Consider the following 14,766-nt stretch of genomic DNA (forward strand, 5'->3'; position numbering starts at 1 on the left):
ACAATCCGCACAGGATGATCCATAGGAATCAGGTCGTCAAAAGTATGCGGAAATAAAACCAGCTGATTTTGATTATAATGCCTAAAAGCCATATATCTAATTGATTACTAAATAAATATACAAAAAACAAATCAAAATGTATAAAAATTATTCACTTTTTAACAAGAAAAACCGCCTCAGTTGTGAGACGGCTTCCATATATAATTAGGCTATTGGTATTTACTTATAAAGAAGCAGCATGGATCAACATATCCACTAACTTATTAGAGTAACCCATTTCATTGTCATACCAAGAAACAAGCTTAACAAAGTTAGGAGAAAGCATGATACCAGCATCTTTGTCGAATATAGACGTTCTCTTATCTCCAATAAAGTCTTGAGAAACCACTGCGTCTTCAGTATATCCTAAAATTCCTTTCAATTCACCTTCAGAAGCAGCTTTGATAGCAGCGCAGATCTCATCATAAGAAGTTACTTTTTCTAGTCTTACGGTAAGGTCTACTACAGAAACATCAACAGTAGGAACTCTGAAAGACATACCTGTTAATTTTCCGTTTAATGAAGGAATTACTTTTCCTACTGCTTTAGCAGCACCTGTAGAAGAAGGAATAATATTATTTAGAGCAGCTCTACCTCCTCTCCAGTCTTTCATTGAAGGACCATCTACTGTTTTTTGGGTAGCAGTTGTAGCATGAACGGTTGTCATCAAACCTTCCACGATTCCGAAATTGTCATGAACAACTTTAGCTAATGGAGCTAAACAGTTTGTTGTACAAGAAGCATTAGATAAAATTTTAATATCGTCAGTAAGCTCTGTATGGTTTACACCCATTACGAACATTGGTGTATCATCTTTAGAAGGAGCGGAAAGAATTACCTTTTTTGCACCAGCATTGATATGTTTAGCCGCATTTTCTTTATCTAGGAATAAACCTGTAGACTCTACAATGTAATCAGCACCGATTTCGTTCCATTTTAGGTTGTTCGGATCTTTCTCTGCAGTTACTCTAATTCTTTTTCCATTAACTACAAGGTCATTTCCTTCCACAGAAACTTCACCTTGAAAAATACCATGTACAGAATCATATTTTAACATGTAAGCCATGTATTCTGCATTGATAAGGTCATTAATTCCTACTACTTCGATGTTATCTCTTTCAGTCATTGCTCTGAAAACAAGACGTCCAATTCTACCAAACCCGTTGATACCTACTTTAATTGTTGACATAATAGTTTGTTTTAAATTATATTGAATACTATTTATATTGCTAAAATTTCTGAAATCAATAAAATTTCTTTGTTGATTTCGTTGTGTTTCTTAATGGCTTCTTCAATAGGAGTATAAACTAAATCATTAGAACGCAATCCTGCCATTACATTTGTTTGCCCTTCCATAAGCCCTATTACGGCACCATATCCTAGTCTGCTTGCCAATACTCTATCTGCACAACTTGGAGAGCCTCCTCTTTGGATGTGTCCTAAAATGGCGACACGAATATCATAATCTGGGAATTCTTGTTGCGTTTTTTCTGCGAGTTCATAAATGTTTGCGAGTTTTTCCCCTTCAGCAACCACTACAATACTGGATGATTTTCCTGTTCTTTCAGCATTTCTGAAATTGGCAAAAAGCTCATCGATACTGTCTTTTCTTTCGGGAATTAAAATATCTAAAGCTCCGGTTGCGAGTCCACTATTTAGAGCAATAAAACCGGCATCACGTCCCATTACTTCTATGAAGAAAACTCGGTTATGAGAAGTCGCTGTATCACGAATTTTATCAATAGCTTCCATCGCTGTATTTAAAGCGGTATCGTATCCAATGGTATTATCGGTTCCAAAAATATCATTGTCGATGGTTCCAGGGACTCCAATTACTTTAATACCAAATTCTTCGTTAAATATTTTTGCTCCGGTAAAGGTTCCATCTCCTCCAATACAAACTATTGCATCTACACCATGTTTAATACAATTGTTATAGGCTTTTTGACGACCTTCTTTGGTTTTAAATTCCATGGATCTGGCAGATTTGAGAATAGTACCGCCTTGATTAATTATATTTTTTACAGAGCGGGGATCCATCTTTAGGAAATCATCATGGATAAGACCATTATAGCCTTCTCTTACTCCATAGCATTCGATATTATAATAATTTGCGGTTCTTACAACCGCTCTTAATGCCGCGTTCATACCTGGAGCATCTCCCCCCGAAGTAAGAACTGCAATTTTTTTTACAGCACTCTCTTTCATCTAGTAAAAAATTTCGAACACAAATCTACAAAAACAAGTTCACATTATAATGGTATGTTAATAATAGTTTTAAATATAAATTATTCACAACTACTAATAATAATTTGTCTTACCATAGACTTCTTTTTTCTGGGATAATAATTACCATTTCTCTGTTAAATATTTCCAATATCTTCTTGGGACATGCTGAATATGGAGTTTTAAATTCTTTCGTTCAATAATATTAGTATGGGTGAAGTACCTTTGCCAAAGTTTCTGATATCTTTTTTCCTCATCATGAAATTGTTGTTGATATGTATTGAGATCTAATTTTTCTTCAGGATAAAAGAATTCACAGGTCTTTAGATCATACAAAACCCCGTAGTTTCTTCTAATATCATAAATCATCCATTTCTGATCTTGATAACGATCTTTAAAATGTTTTCGAATTAAAGGAATGACATTAAAATCAGGTTCAATTTTAGCAAAGAAAACTCCATCCTGCATTTTTTCAAAACGAACAAAGGCGGTCATTCTATGGCGTTCTCTATCAACAGATTTACAGATTTTAGAAATTTTTAAAATATCATTGTCTGCAAAATTCTGTAAAATATTGTCTTTTGGATATTTGATGGATTGTTTTACGGCAGCTAGAATCAGGTTTTCCATTTGGGGATTCTCCGATAAAAAAACTTTTAACAAATGATGAATTCCGGATTTTCCTATATTTTGTTCTAAGCTAGCGAGAACTCTTTCTGCTTTATTGTTTTGGGTAATAATCTCATGAATTTCTGCAAAAATATTTTCCTGATGAAACCTTTCTCCGTTGACAATTTCTACATCTTTAAAACGATATTCAAAAACTTCAAATATTGCTGTTAAGAGTCCATCAAAACTTCCGTCATAGAGTAGGGTGTTCATAGATTAATAAATTTTTTATGAATAATTTATACTGTTATTCCACCTTAAAATAAACTCAACTGTTGCGAAAATTGAGTGTGAAATTTTGAAGAGCTTCCTCCAATCAATATCTTTCTAAAGTTTTTGTCTGTTAAATAAGAAAGATAAGAATTACCGGCATTAAAATCAATAAAGTATTTAGCCCGATTGACTGCTGCTCCCAATTTTTTCAAATGATCAATATGTAACACCTGAAAACGTCTCGCATTTATAATCTTTTGTGCTGTTTTTACCCCAATTCCAGGAACTCTTAAAATCATTTGATAGTCTGCTGTTTGAAGATTAACAGGGAATTGGTCGAGATGTCGTAAGGCCCAGCTTAATTTAGGATCCACTTCCAAATCTAAAAAAGGAATACTCGGATCTACAATTTCTTCTGCCTTAAAACCATAAAATCTCATCAGCCAATCTGACTGATATAGTCGATTTTCACGAAGCATGGGTACTTCTGTGGTTAAAGAAGGTAATCTTTTATCCTCTAACACTGGAACATAACCCGAATAGTATACTCTTTTCAGGTTGAAGTTTTTATAAAAATGATCGGCCACTTTTATAATTTGTAAATCATTTTCATTGGTTGCCCCTACAATCATTTGTGTAGATTGTCCGGCTGGGGCAAATTTTGGAACTTTTCTGAAAATTTTCTTTTCGTCTTTATACTGAGAAATCCCATTTTGAATATATTTCATGGGGCCGAGCATATCCTGTCGATTTTTTTCAGGAGCCAATAATTTCAATCCACTTTCTGTCGGAATTTCAAGATTGATGGATAATCGGTCAGCGTACAAAGCGGCTTCTTGCATCAATTCATCACTGGCACCCGGAATTGATTTTAAATGGATATATCCATTAAAATTTTCTTCCAAACGTAATTTTTTAGCCACACGAACCAAACGTTCCATCGTAGTATCCGCATTTTTGAAAATTCCTGAACTTAAAAACAAGCCTTCAATGTAATTTCTGCGGTAAAAGTTAATCGTTAAATCTACAACTTCTTCCACCGTAAAAGCTGCTCTTTTTATATCGTTTGAACTCCGAGAAACACAGTAAGCACAATCGTAGATACAATGATTGGTCAGTAGAATTTTGAGAAGCGAAACACATCTTCCGTCTTCTGTATATGTATGACAAATTCCACTTATGGAACTATCTCCTAAAGCGCCTTTTTTATTTTTTCTCGTGCCTCCACTTGATGAGCAAGAAACATCATATTTTGCTGCATCAGCGAGGATTTCAAGCTTTTCTTTTAGGCGATCAAAATTCATGGTATATGAATTGAAAATCTAATTTTTCTGTTCAAAAATAATTCTAAAATTGATAAATGTCAACCTTTTTTGATTGAAGTTATCAACAAAAGAAAGTCACAAAATCACTATATTTACGCTCCATTAAAGTTATACTATGAATCATAAACCAATTGAAGGTTTTTCAAAGCTTTCAAAACAAGGAAAAATCGATTGGCTCATCAACGAATACCTTCAAGGAAATGAAGAATATCAAAATATATTAAAACAATATTGGAATGAAAATGTTGAACTTCAGCAACTTCATGAGGAGTTTTCTGAAAATACAGTTTCCAATTTTTATATGCCCTATGGAATTGCTCCAAATTTTTTGATTGATGGAAAATTATTTGCACTTCCGATGGCTGTAGAAGAAAGTTCAGTTGTAGCGGCAGCGTCAAAGGCTGCAAAATTTTGGATTGATAAAGGAGGTTTTAAAACAACTATTATAAATAATGAAAAATTGGGTCACACCCATTTTATATTAAATGTTGAACCTCATAAACTTCTTCACTTTTTTAATTTTAGTTTAAAGAAAAAATTATTTGAAGCAACAGATGATATCACTTCCAACATGAGAAAACGAGGAGGTGGAATTTTGGATATAAAACTTGTGGATAAAACTTCCGAAATGCCTAATTATTATCAATTAAAGGCTAGTTTTGATACGGTGGATTCTATGGGAGCGAATTTCATTAATTCTTGTTTAGAACAGTTTGGAAAAACATTGAAACAAGAGATGACAATCAGTGAAGAATTTACACAAGAAGAGAAAAATTCCTTACAAATTGTGATGAACATTCTTTCTAATTTTACCCCTGATTGTATTGTAAGAGCTGAAGTTTCCTGTAAAATGGAAGATTTAAAAGATGATAGTGGTATTTCTCCTGAAGAATTTGCTCAGAAATTTAAACAAGCCGTAACGATAGCAGAAATAGAACCTTTTCGAGCCACAACTCATAACAAAGGAGTGATGAATGGAGTGGATGCAGTGGTAATTGCGACCGGGAATGATTTTAGAGCAACAGAAGCTTGTGCGCATGCCTATGCGGCAAGGGATGGACAATATAGATCTTTAACACATTGTACAATAGATCATGGTGTTTTTCGGTTTTGGATTGATCTTCCAATTTCGGTAGGTGTAGTGGGAGGATTGACTAATCTTCACCCATTAGTAAAATTTTCATTAGCACTTCTTGGAAAACCTTCTGCACAGGAATTGATGAGTATTCTAGCGGTTTCAGGTTTAGCACAAAACTTTGCAGCATTGCGTTCTTTAGTGACCACAGGTATTCAGAAAGGTCATATGAAAATGCATTTGTTAAATATTTTGAACCAACTGGGTGCTACAGAAGAAGAGAAACAGTATTTTGTGAACTATTTTAAAGATAAAACAGTAAGTCATCATGAAGTAATTCATGAGTTTAACAGAATGAGAGAGGCAGATTAAGTAAAAATTATCTAATTCCTAATGAGAAATTTGTCATTATAATAATAAAGTTTATTATCTAAAAATTGTAACTTAATAAAAATGAAAACAATTACTTTAGTTTTTGGAGCGATTTATGGAATGTTATCTATAATTCTGGGAGCATTTGGAGCACATGCTTTAAAGAAAATTTTGTCTTTGGAAAAACTAGAAAGTTTTGAAACGGGAGTGAGATACCAAATGTATGCAGCTTTCTTTTTGCTGATAATCGGATACATCTTAAAATTTGATACCACTTCAGAAAAATGGACTTCAATTTTAATGATTATAGGAACTTTTATGTTTTCTGTAAGTATTTATTTCTTGAGCCTTCAGGATTATTTAGGGGCAAATCTGAAGTTTTTAGGACCAATTACTCCCCTTGGAGGATTGTTCATGATTATAAGCTGGTTCATGTTAATTATTTATTTTGGAAAGACAAAATTATAATAGTTTATTTAAAATGTGAAAATGAATTGTCGATTTATATTGTTTTGCACTACTTTGATCATCACTTTTCTAAGCCTACAAAAAATGGCTGGTCAGGAAAAGAAAAATTTGCTGAATGAAAATATTTTAACAGAAGTGAAAAATATCCAAAAGCGTTTTTCTGATAGTATTAGTCGTTATGATTACAAAGAAAACTCAGCAGTGTATGATGAAAAATACAAGAGTTTTTATGGTGAAAAATTAAAAGATCTGAAAAATCTATATCAAAATATATATGATAAAGAGACGATGATTGGAAAAGTAGAAACAATAAGTGAGGTTTCGTCTCTCACTCAAGTTGAAAATAGAAAACAACTTCAAGATTTACAAAAACGATTGACTACCGATTTTCCGGTTCATTTGTTTAGGAATTATAGCGATGGGATATATCGATGTAATTTGAGTTTTACTGTGGATGTTGATGGTAAATTCAAAAGGGTGAAATACAGAGGAGAATCAGGTTTGGAATTTAATATTATCAGTGCATTATTCCTTTATGCAATTGGGGGCTTGGAAAAACCTTTGCTTTATAAAAACACTCCTATTGTTGAAAATTTTTCACAACCCGTTGTGGTAAGACTGGAATAAATCTTAACTGATTAAAATATTGAAAGAAATGATGATTTTTTTACTCTTCAAAATAAATCAAAAATGAAAATTAACAGACGACGACAATTAATCAAAACATTTGATCTTTTGGACCAACCCATCAGATTTAATCCTTTTGTTTTCAGTCGTATTTTTTTCATGTGGGCAATTACAGGTTTGGTTGGAGGAGTTATTGCTGGGTTTTACTGGGTTGTTCTTGAACATTTTACGGAATTTTTAGCTAAATTTCACGGATGGATGGTGATTCCCACTATGGCAATTTGTGGTTTGTTGGCAGGATTGGTCATTCATTGGATTGGTGATCCGGGGGAAATTCATTTGATTGTGAATAATATAAGATTCAATAAGGGAAAATTAGATCCTAAAAATAATCCATCCATGATTTTGTCATCACTTTTTTGTGTAGCGTCAGGAGGAAGTTTGGGGCCTGAAGCTCCTTTGGTGCAGGTTACAGGATCTACGGGAACTTGGTTGGGTAAAATTTTCAGACTAAAAGGAGAAGAATTACGATCATTAAGTATTGCCGGAATGGCATCCGGATTTACAGCCTTATTTGGAGCTCCTCTTGGAGGAAGCTTATTTTCCTTGGAAATTCTTCATCATAAACACGCTGTGGAATATTATAAAGCTATTATTCCTGCATTGGTGGCCAGCTGTTTTAGCTATTTCGTTTTTGCCCTTATCATTCATTTGGGAATAGGAGCAACATGGGGATTGAAGGCGTACCACTATACCGGTGTATATGATTTTGTATATGCTGCAATGTTTGGAACGATAGGAGCTTTATTGGGTTGGATATTTATTTTTGTAGTAAAATTTTTTAAAAAAATATTTGAATACACAAAGTTTCCTATTTATATTAAAACTTTTATCGGAGGAATTATTTTAGGTATTATAGCCTATTATTTTCCCATTACAAGATATTTTGGACATCATGAAATTAATACCCTTATTGATGGAAACTTTACGATAAGTTTTCTTGTATGGATTTTAATATTCAAAATATTGGCGATTGCCATCACAGTAACTTCAGGATGGAGAGGTGGTTTTATTATTCCTTTGTTTTTTGTAGGAACAACTTTAGGATTAATTATTCACGAAGTATTTCCTACGGTGGATACTACTTTAGCTATTGTAAGTTGTATGGCAGCAATTAATTCTTGTGTGACAAGAACCCCAATGAGCACAACCATTATTTTGGGGGCATTAACAGGTTTTACTTATTTTGTGCCAATACTTTTTGCGAGCTTAACAGGATATTTTCTGGCGCCTAAAATTCCCTTTATTGGCTCTCAATCTGAAAAATTAATCGAAGAATAAAGCCAATTTATACCATATGGTAAAAATCAAGAGGAGTAAACTTTAATTTTTAAGTTTAGAATCTTGAACTTCCATGTCTTTTTAGTAAATTTGTCAACCTTTAAATTTTAAAATAAAATAATAAAAATAATATGAATCTTCACGAGTATCAATCAAAAGAGATTTTATCAAAGTACGGGGTATCAATCCAACGTGGTTTCGTAGCGAATAATGTAGACGAAGCTGTAGCTGCAGCTGAAAAACTTACTGCTGAAACAGGAGCACAAGGTTGGGTTGTAAAAGCACAAATCCATGCAGGTGGACGTGGTAAAGGAGGCGGTGTAAAGTTTTCTCCAAATATGGATAAACTAAAAGAAAACGCTCAGAATATCATTGGGATGCAGTTGGTAACTCCTCAAACTTCAGCTGAAGGTAAAAAAGTGAATTCTGTTTTGGTTGCAGAGGATGTATATTATCCTGGAGAGTCGGAAACAAAAGAGTTTTATGTATCTATTCTTTTAGATAGAGCGTTAGGTAAAAATACAGTAGTGTATTCTACGGAAGGAGGTATGGATATTGAGCATGTTGCTGAAGTGACTCCTCACCTTATTCATAAAGAAACTATTGATCCTGCTTTGGGTTTACAAGGTTTCCAAGCTAGAAAAATTGCTTTCAACCTAGGACTTGAAGGAAGTGCATTTAAGGAATTTGTGAAATTTATTACTTCGTTATATAACGCATATACAGGTATTGATGCTTCTCTTTTTGAAATCAATCCAGTATTAAAAACTTCAGATAATAAAATTATTGCAGTAGATGCTAAAGTAACGCTAGATGATAATTCATTATTCCGTCATAAAGATTTAGCTGAACTTAGAGATAAGAGAGAAGAAGATCCAATGGATGTTGAAGCAGGTGATGCTGGTCTTAATTTCGTGAAATTAGATGGTAATGTTGCTTGTATGGTTAATGGAGCGGGACTTGCAATGGCGACAATGGATATCATTAAATTATCAGGAGGTAACCCTGCGAACTTCCTTGATGTGGGAGGTACTGCAGATGCGCAGAGAGTGCAAACTGCTTTTGGAATTATTTTAAGAGATCCCAATGTAAAAGCAATCCTTATTAATATATTTGGAGGTATCGTAAGATGTGATAGAGTTGCTCAAGGTGTTGTGGATGCTTATAAAGCAATGGGAAATATTCCAGTTCCAATCATTGTTAGACTACAAGGGACAAATGCCGTTGAAGCTAAAAAGATTATCGATGAATCTGGATTGAATGTTCATTCCGCTATTACTCTTGAAGAGGCTGCAAATAAAGTAAAGGAAGTATTGGCTTAATCTAAAACTTTTTAATAATATATTAAAACCGTTTTTTTAAACGGTTTTTTTGTTAGAAAATAGTAAATAAAAATTCTGAAATTTTTATATTTATAATAGTAGGTTTTACAATTGAATTATAGTAGTATTTTTCTATTTGGTTTCATTGACTATAAACGTTAGGTGGGGATTGGTTCTCATTTAGTTACTAAAAAGTAAAACACTAAATAAGAAGATTGTTATCATTATTATATTTTTTCGATCATTAATTATAACAAGGGAGAAAGTTGATCTGTAATCATTTCTTCTATTAATGAAAAAAAAGATGTTTTTGATAGTAATAGCCCTGTTTATTGATATCCTAAACTATTTGCTAATATAAGTTTTAGAAAGATTGTCATAAAATATTAATATATAAAAAAGAAACTATCATGAAGACCCAAACATTTATTTTTTCGTGCCTTTTAATAGCGGCACATGGTTTTGGACAGCAGAATTACTGGACAAAAATTAATGAAGCAAGAATTTCTAAAGAAAATCTTAAAACAAGATATGTTCAACCCAAAGCTTTTTCTTTGTATGAACTTGAACTTGATCAAATCAAGAATGATTTGAAAAATGCACCCCAACGTTTTTCAGGTAACGAAAATTTGATAATAAAGTTCCCTGATGCGGAGGGTAATATTAAAAATTATATAGTACAGGAAGCTCCTATTATGGAACCTGAACTACAGGCCAAATTTCCTGAGATGCGTTCTTATGTAGGCTGGCAAAAAAATAATCCAAGCAATAGTATTCGTTTCAGTGTAACACCAAATACCGGAATCAGTGTTATGTATTTTGATGAATGGAAGATCAGTTATTTGGATAGTTACACAAAGGATAATTCTTCTTTTATTTTCTATAAAAGAGAAGATCTTCCTAAAAATGACAGACTATTCGAATGTGGTGTAGAGGGTGTTGATCTACTGAAGCTTTTGGATAATGGTTCTGCTATGAAGGCTCCTTTAGTGTCTGACGGACAATTTAGAACTTACCGACTTGCGTTAGCAGCAACAGGAGAGTATACAATGTTTCATGGAGGAACTGTGTCAGATGCAATGTCTGCAATGGTTACAACAATGGCCAGAGTTAACGGAATTTATGAGAAAACGATTTCGACAACCATGATTATGGTTGCTAATACCAATCTATTGATTTATACAAATCCATCAACAGATCCGTATACCAACGGAAACCCTGTAACCATGATTTCTCAAAGTCACACTAACATAAATTCAATAATTGGTTCTGCTAATTTTGACATAGGGCATGTATTTGGTACCAATAGTGGAGGATTGGCTGGTTTAGGGGTTGTTTGTACAGCTTCTAAAGCCAGAGGAGTTACAGGTTCAGGAGCTCCGATTGGAGATCCTTTTGATATCGATTATGTAGCTCATGAAATGGGACATCAATTTGGAGCAAATCATACATTTAGAGCGAGTAGTGGTTCATGCTCTGGTAATGCTAATAATTCTACAGCTTATGAGCCCGGGAGTGGAAGTACTGTGATGGCATATGCAGGAATTTGTGGTAGTGCAAACAATCTTCAGAGTAATAGTGATCCCTATTTTCATGCTACAAGTGTAATAGAAATGTATAATGTTTTACAAAGATCCTCAGATTGTGCTTCCAAAGTCTCAAATAATAATGGGGTGCCTACAGCTGATGCTGGTGCCGACTATATCATACCTAGAGGAACAGCTTTTGTTCTTACAGCGTTTGGAACTGATCCTGATAATGATGCTCTTTCTTATTTATGGGAGCAATATGACAATCAATCTAGTACGCAGCCACCTGTTTCTACAGCTACTGTAGGTCCTATTTATCGTTCATGGTCACCTACTGCTTCAGCGACAAGATATTTTCCAAGGATGAGTTCTATTTTAGCGAATGATTTGATTCCAACTTGGGAAATGACTCCAAGTGTGGCCAGGACATTGAATTTTTCACTTTTAGTAAATGATAATCGAGCTACTGGAAATCAATCAGCAAGAGATGCTATGGCTGTGACAGTAACCAATGATGGTCCTTTTGTTGTGACATCACATACTTCAAATATACAATATAGTGCGGCTGTACCTACCACAGTTACATGGAATGTAGCAGGTACCAATGGAGGTTTAGTCAATACTCAAAATGTTACTATTTTACTTTCAAAAGATGGAGGGAATAGTTTTACGACAGTATTGGCAGGAAGTGTTCCTAATAATGGTTCAGCTGTTATTAACTTTCCGAATGAAGATATTGCTTCTGCAAGAATTATGGTAAAGGCGCTTGGAAATATTTATTTTTCAGTTAATAGCTCAAATTTTTCTATCCAGCAATTCCTTGGAACTTCGGAGGCAGAAATTAAAAACTTTGCAATCTATCCAAATCCATCTAAAGATGAGGTAAATATTCTATTAAAGAATTCGTCTCAAAAGGCAAAATATACTTTATTTGATGCTTCTGGAAGACTCCTTAGAAACGGAACCTTTAAAGGGGAAACGAAACTGAATGTTAATGAATTGATAAATGGAAATTATCTAATATCATTAGATCTGGATAATGGACAGAAAGTCACGGAAAAATTAATTATTAAGAGATAAACAAAAAATCCGTCTCACCACTGGTGAAGACGGATTTTTTTTGTTTCGTAGTGAGATGGATTCTATTTATCTTGACTTTCCATTAAAGTATTTTCATTAGTAGTAATATTAATACTTGTAGGTGTTACAAGTTGAATTCCATCAGAATCTAGGCGATGTTTTATTTTTAAATAGGCTTCACTTTTTACCTGAGATATACTAGATCCCATTTTCATCCAGAACTTTGCTTGCAGATTAAACACTCCTTGTTTCAGATCTATAAAATTAACTTCAACCGTGTCTGCTCTATCAATATTTTTTACACTTTTTATAGCTTCCATTATTCCTGTTTGGGCTTTCGAGATATCCTCATCTGCAGGAATTTCAAAATTAAAAATAATTCTTCTTTGTGGAGATGCGGTGATATTAGAAAAGGGCGCATTAAAAATTACCTGATTGGGAATATATACTTTTTTACCATCATCAGTAATAATTTTTGTGGTTAAAAATCCGATTTCTTGTACTGTTCCGGAATTAGCCCCAAGTATGATATAATCTCCAACTTTGAATGCTTTATCAATTCCAATGAGCATTCCTGAAAAAATACTTGAAACAAGGTCTTTTAACGCAACACCGGCAATAACACCAGCGACTCCTAGACTTCCAATAAATTTCCATAAAATTCCACTTAATCCCATTATTTCAAGAGCAACGAAAGTGCCCATCAGCATAATTAAAAATCTGAAAACAGCGATTAAGGTAACAAGGGAGCTTTCTTTGTTACTGTTGGGAAATAGTTTTTGAAATATTTTTACCGCAATTTGGCTTAAATATTTACTTGTAAATAAGAAAAATAAAAAAATAAGAATACCCAAAATAAGTTTGGGAGTTATTTCTGCAAATTTCAAATACCAGTTTTCTAAAATCCGGTATACCACATTAAGATAGCTTAGACCATTTTTTTGCATATGTAGAATTTTGACTTTAAATATATGTATTTTTCGGGAAAAATTTTGTTATATTCAAAAAGTCTATTAAATTTGTAGACTAATAAAAACAAAATATTATTATGTCAATTAAACTAGGAGACACAGCACCAAATTTTAATGCAGAAACATCTGTAGGAAATGTAAATTTTTATGATTATCTCGGAAGTTCATGGGGTATTCTTTTTTCTCATCCTGCAGATTATACACCTGTTTGTACTACAGAGCTAGGGTATACCTCAATACTTCAGGCAGAATTTGATAAAAGAGATACGAAGATAATAGCCCTGAGTGTGGATGGAGTAGAGGATCACAAGGGCTGGATCAAAGATATTGATGAGACACAAAATACTGAAGTGAAGTTTCCTATCATAGCTGATAAAGATAGAAAAATATCAGAGTTGTATGATTTTATTCATCCCAATGCTTCTGCAACTGCTACCGTTCGATCTTTATTAATTATTGATCCGGATAAAAAAGTAAGGCTTATCATCACTTATCCGGCTTCTACAGGAAGAAATTTTAATGAAATATTGAGAGTGTTGGATTCTTTGCAGTTGGTTGACCAATATAAGGTGGCTACACCTGTTAATTGGCATGATGGAGAGGATGTAATTGTTCCTCCTACAGTTTCTACAGAAGAAGCGAGAAGAATCTTTCCTAAAGGAGTAACTGAAATAAAGCCTTATCTACGCTATACCCCACAGCCTAATATTTAATGTATTTGATTTTTATAGTTTAGTTTTAATTTGTAAAAAAGCGCACTGATTTCAGTGCGCTTTTATTTTATATTTGAGATGATTTCTTATTTGGCATCTCTTATTACTTGTTTTGCTTTAGATGTAGGAAGATAAATACTGAAGCCTACATTGAATGTGATTGTTGAGGTTAATCCTTCGTTACCAAATCCTGTAACTCCATTATATTTAACAAGTCCTTCAAGCCCGATGTTTGGGGTAATGAAATAAGAATACCCTGGACCTACTCCAAAATCTAAACCTGTAGTGGAGTTTCCGTGTTCAACAGTATTACCTCCAATCCCTACATTTCCTTCTAAAAACCATCTCCCGTGGTTTAGTAAATTATCAACACCTTTTTCTCCAGGAGACAAATAGTAACGACCTAGTCCTCCTACTGCATAATCAAATCTTGTTGGACTTCCGTTGGAAATCTTGTTAAAGCCTAAGGTAACATACCCCCCAACTGCTACATTATCTTTAATAAAATAAGCTCCTTTTGGTTGTACAGAGATATTGTATCCACCTCCTGTATTAAGTCCAAAATTACTCGACACTAAGCTACTACCAACAAGCCAATTGCCTTGCTGTATCTGAGCATTAGCAGTAGTAGCTAATCCTGCTACTGCAAATATTCCTGTTAAAATTAGTTTTTTCATAAATTTATAATTTTAATAAGTATTGTTTATTATCTAATTACCTAAAAAAATCAATAAACATGCCATACTAGTGTTTTTTTACGTTTTATTTTTATAATTAAACGTAAATAATGTTAAAT

13 protein-coding genes are annotated in these 14,766 nt (G+C 33.5%); 7 read left to right on the top strand and 6 right to left on the bottom strand.

Annotation, left to right across the window (positions count from 1 at the left end; translation table 11 throughout):
* Nucleotides 1-223: 223 nt before the first annotated feature.
* From gap to CHRY9293_RS12110, 4 genes are all read right to left on the bottom strand, one after another.
* Nucleotides 224-1,228 (bottom strand): type I glyceraldehyde-3-phosphate dehydrogenase, encoded by a 1,005-nt coding sequence (gene gap, locus CHRY9293_RS12095; protein ID WP_162033216.1) that lies wholly within the window; start codon nucleotides 1,226-1,228, stop codon nucleotides 224-226.
* A gap of 32 nt (nucleotides 1,229-1,260) precedes the next feature.
* On the bottom strand, nucleotides 1,261-2,247 hold the full coding sequence (pfkA, locus tag CHRY9293_RS12100) for a 6-phosphofructokinase (protein WP_162033217.1): 987 nt from the start codon (nucleotides 2,245-2,247) through the stop codon (nucleotides 1,261-1,263).
* 141 nt (nucleotides 2,248-2,388) lie between these two features.
* Nucleotides 2,389-3,147: a TIGR03915 family putative DNA repair protein gene (locus CHRY9293_RS12105; RefSeq protein WP_162033218.1), complete on the bottom strand. Its 759-nt coding sequence runs from the start codon at nucleotides 3,145-3,147 to the stop codon at nucleotides 2,389-2,391.
* A gap of 44 nt (nucleotides 3,148-3,191) precedes the next feature.
* The gene (locus CHRY9293_RS12110; protein ID WP_162033219.1) at nucleotides 3,192-4,451 is read right to left on the bottom strand and encodes a putative DNA modification/repair radical SAM protein; all 1,260 of its coding nucleotides are present in this window, start codon (nucleotides 4,449-4,451) and stop codon (nucleotides 3,192-3,194) included.
* A gap of 136 nt (nucleotides 4,452-4,587) precedes the next feature.
* On the opposite strand from CHRY9293_RS12110, the gene CHRY9293_RS12115 reads away from it, so the two are divergent.
* From CHRY9293_RS12115 to CHRY9293_RS12140, 6 genes are all read left to right on the top strand, one after another.
* Nucleotides 4,588-5,919 (top strand): hydroxymethylglutaryl-CoA reductase, degradative, encoded by a 1,332-nt coding sequence (locus CHRY9293_RS12115; protein ID WP_162033220.1) that lies wholly within the window; start codon nucleotides 4,588-4,590, stop codon nucleotides 5,917-5,919.
* An 81-nt stretch (nucleotides 5,920-6,000) separates the two neighbouring features.
* Nucleotides 6,001-6,387 (top strand): DUF423 domain-containing protein, encoded by a 387-nt coding sequence (locus tag CHRY9293_RS12120; protein ID WP_162033221.1) that lies wholly within the window; start codon nucleotides 6,001-6,003, stop codon nucleotides 6,385-6,387.
* An 84-nt stretch (nucleotides 6,388-6,471) separates the two neighbouring features.
* Nucleotides 6,472-7,014, top strand: a complete 543-nt coding sequence (locus tag CHRY9293_RS12125) for a hypothetical protein (RefSeq protein WP_162033222.1) — start codon at nucleotides 6,472-6,474, stop codon at nucleotides 7,012-7,014.
* A 63-nt stretch (nucleotides 7,015-7,077) separates the two neighbouring features.
* Nucleotides 7,078-8,355 carry a chloride channel protein gene (locus CHRY9293_RS12130; protein ID WP_162033223.1) on the top strand — a complete coding sequence of 426 codons (1,278 nt, stop codon included), beginning with the start codon at nucleotides 7,078-7,080 and terminating at the stop codon, nucleotides 8,353-8,355.
* Nucleotides 8,356-8,486: 131 nt separating this feature from the next.
* Nucleotides 8,487-9,677 (top strand): ADP-forming succinate--CoA ligase subunit beta, encoded by a 1,191-nt coding sequence (gene sucC / locus CHRY9293_RS12135; protein ID WP_162033224.1) that lies wholly within the window; start codon nucleotides 8,487-8,489, stop codon nucleotides 9,675-9,677.
* Nucleotides 9,678-10,087: 410 nt separating this feature from the next.
* The gene (locus CHRY9293_RS12140; RefSeq protein WP_162033225.1) at nucleotides 10,088-12,286 is read left to right on the top strand and encodes a reprolysin-like metallopeptidase; all 2,199 of its coding nucleotides are present in this window, start codon (nucleotides 10,088-10,090) and stop codon (nucleotides 12,284-12,286) included.
* A 62-nt stretch (nucleotides 12,287-12,348) separates the two neighbouring features.
* Here the strand turns inward: CHRY9293_RS12140 and CHRY9293_RS12145 are convergent, their stop codons facing one another.
* Entirely contained in the window at nucleotides 12,349-13,233 is an 885-nt protein-coding gene (locus CHRY9293_RS12145; RefSeq protein WP_162033226.1) for a mechanosensitive ion channel family protein, read from the bottom strand.
* 101 nt (nucleotides 13,234-13,334) lie between these two features.
* Between CHRY9293_RS12145 and CHRY9293_RS12150 the strand changes: the two genes are divergently transcribed.
* A complete protein-coding gene (locus CHRY9293_RS12150) occupies nucleotides 13,335-13,970 on the top strand; it encodes a peroxiredoxin (protein WP_122637352.1) in 636 nt (211 codons plus the stop codon).
* 86 nt (nucleotides 13,971-14,056) lie between these two features.
* Here CHRY9293_RS12150 and CHRY9293_RS12155 read toward each other — a convergent pair whose 3' ends face one another.
* The gene (locus CHRY9293_RS12155) at nucleotides 14,057-14,647 is read right to left on the bottom strand and encodes a porin family protein (RefSeq protein ID WP_122548395.1); all 591 of its coding nucleotides are present in this window, start codon (nucleotides 14,645-14,647) and stop codon (nucleotides 14,057-14,059) included.
* Nucleotides 14,648-14,766: the final 119 nt, after the last annotated feature.

This window comes from Chryseobacterium potabilaquae, assembly GCF_902728265.1.
GTDB lineage: Bacteria > Bacteroidota > Bacteroidia > Flavobacteriales > Weeksellaceae > Chryseobacterium > Chryseobacterium potabilaquae.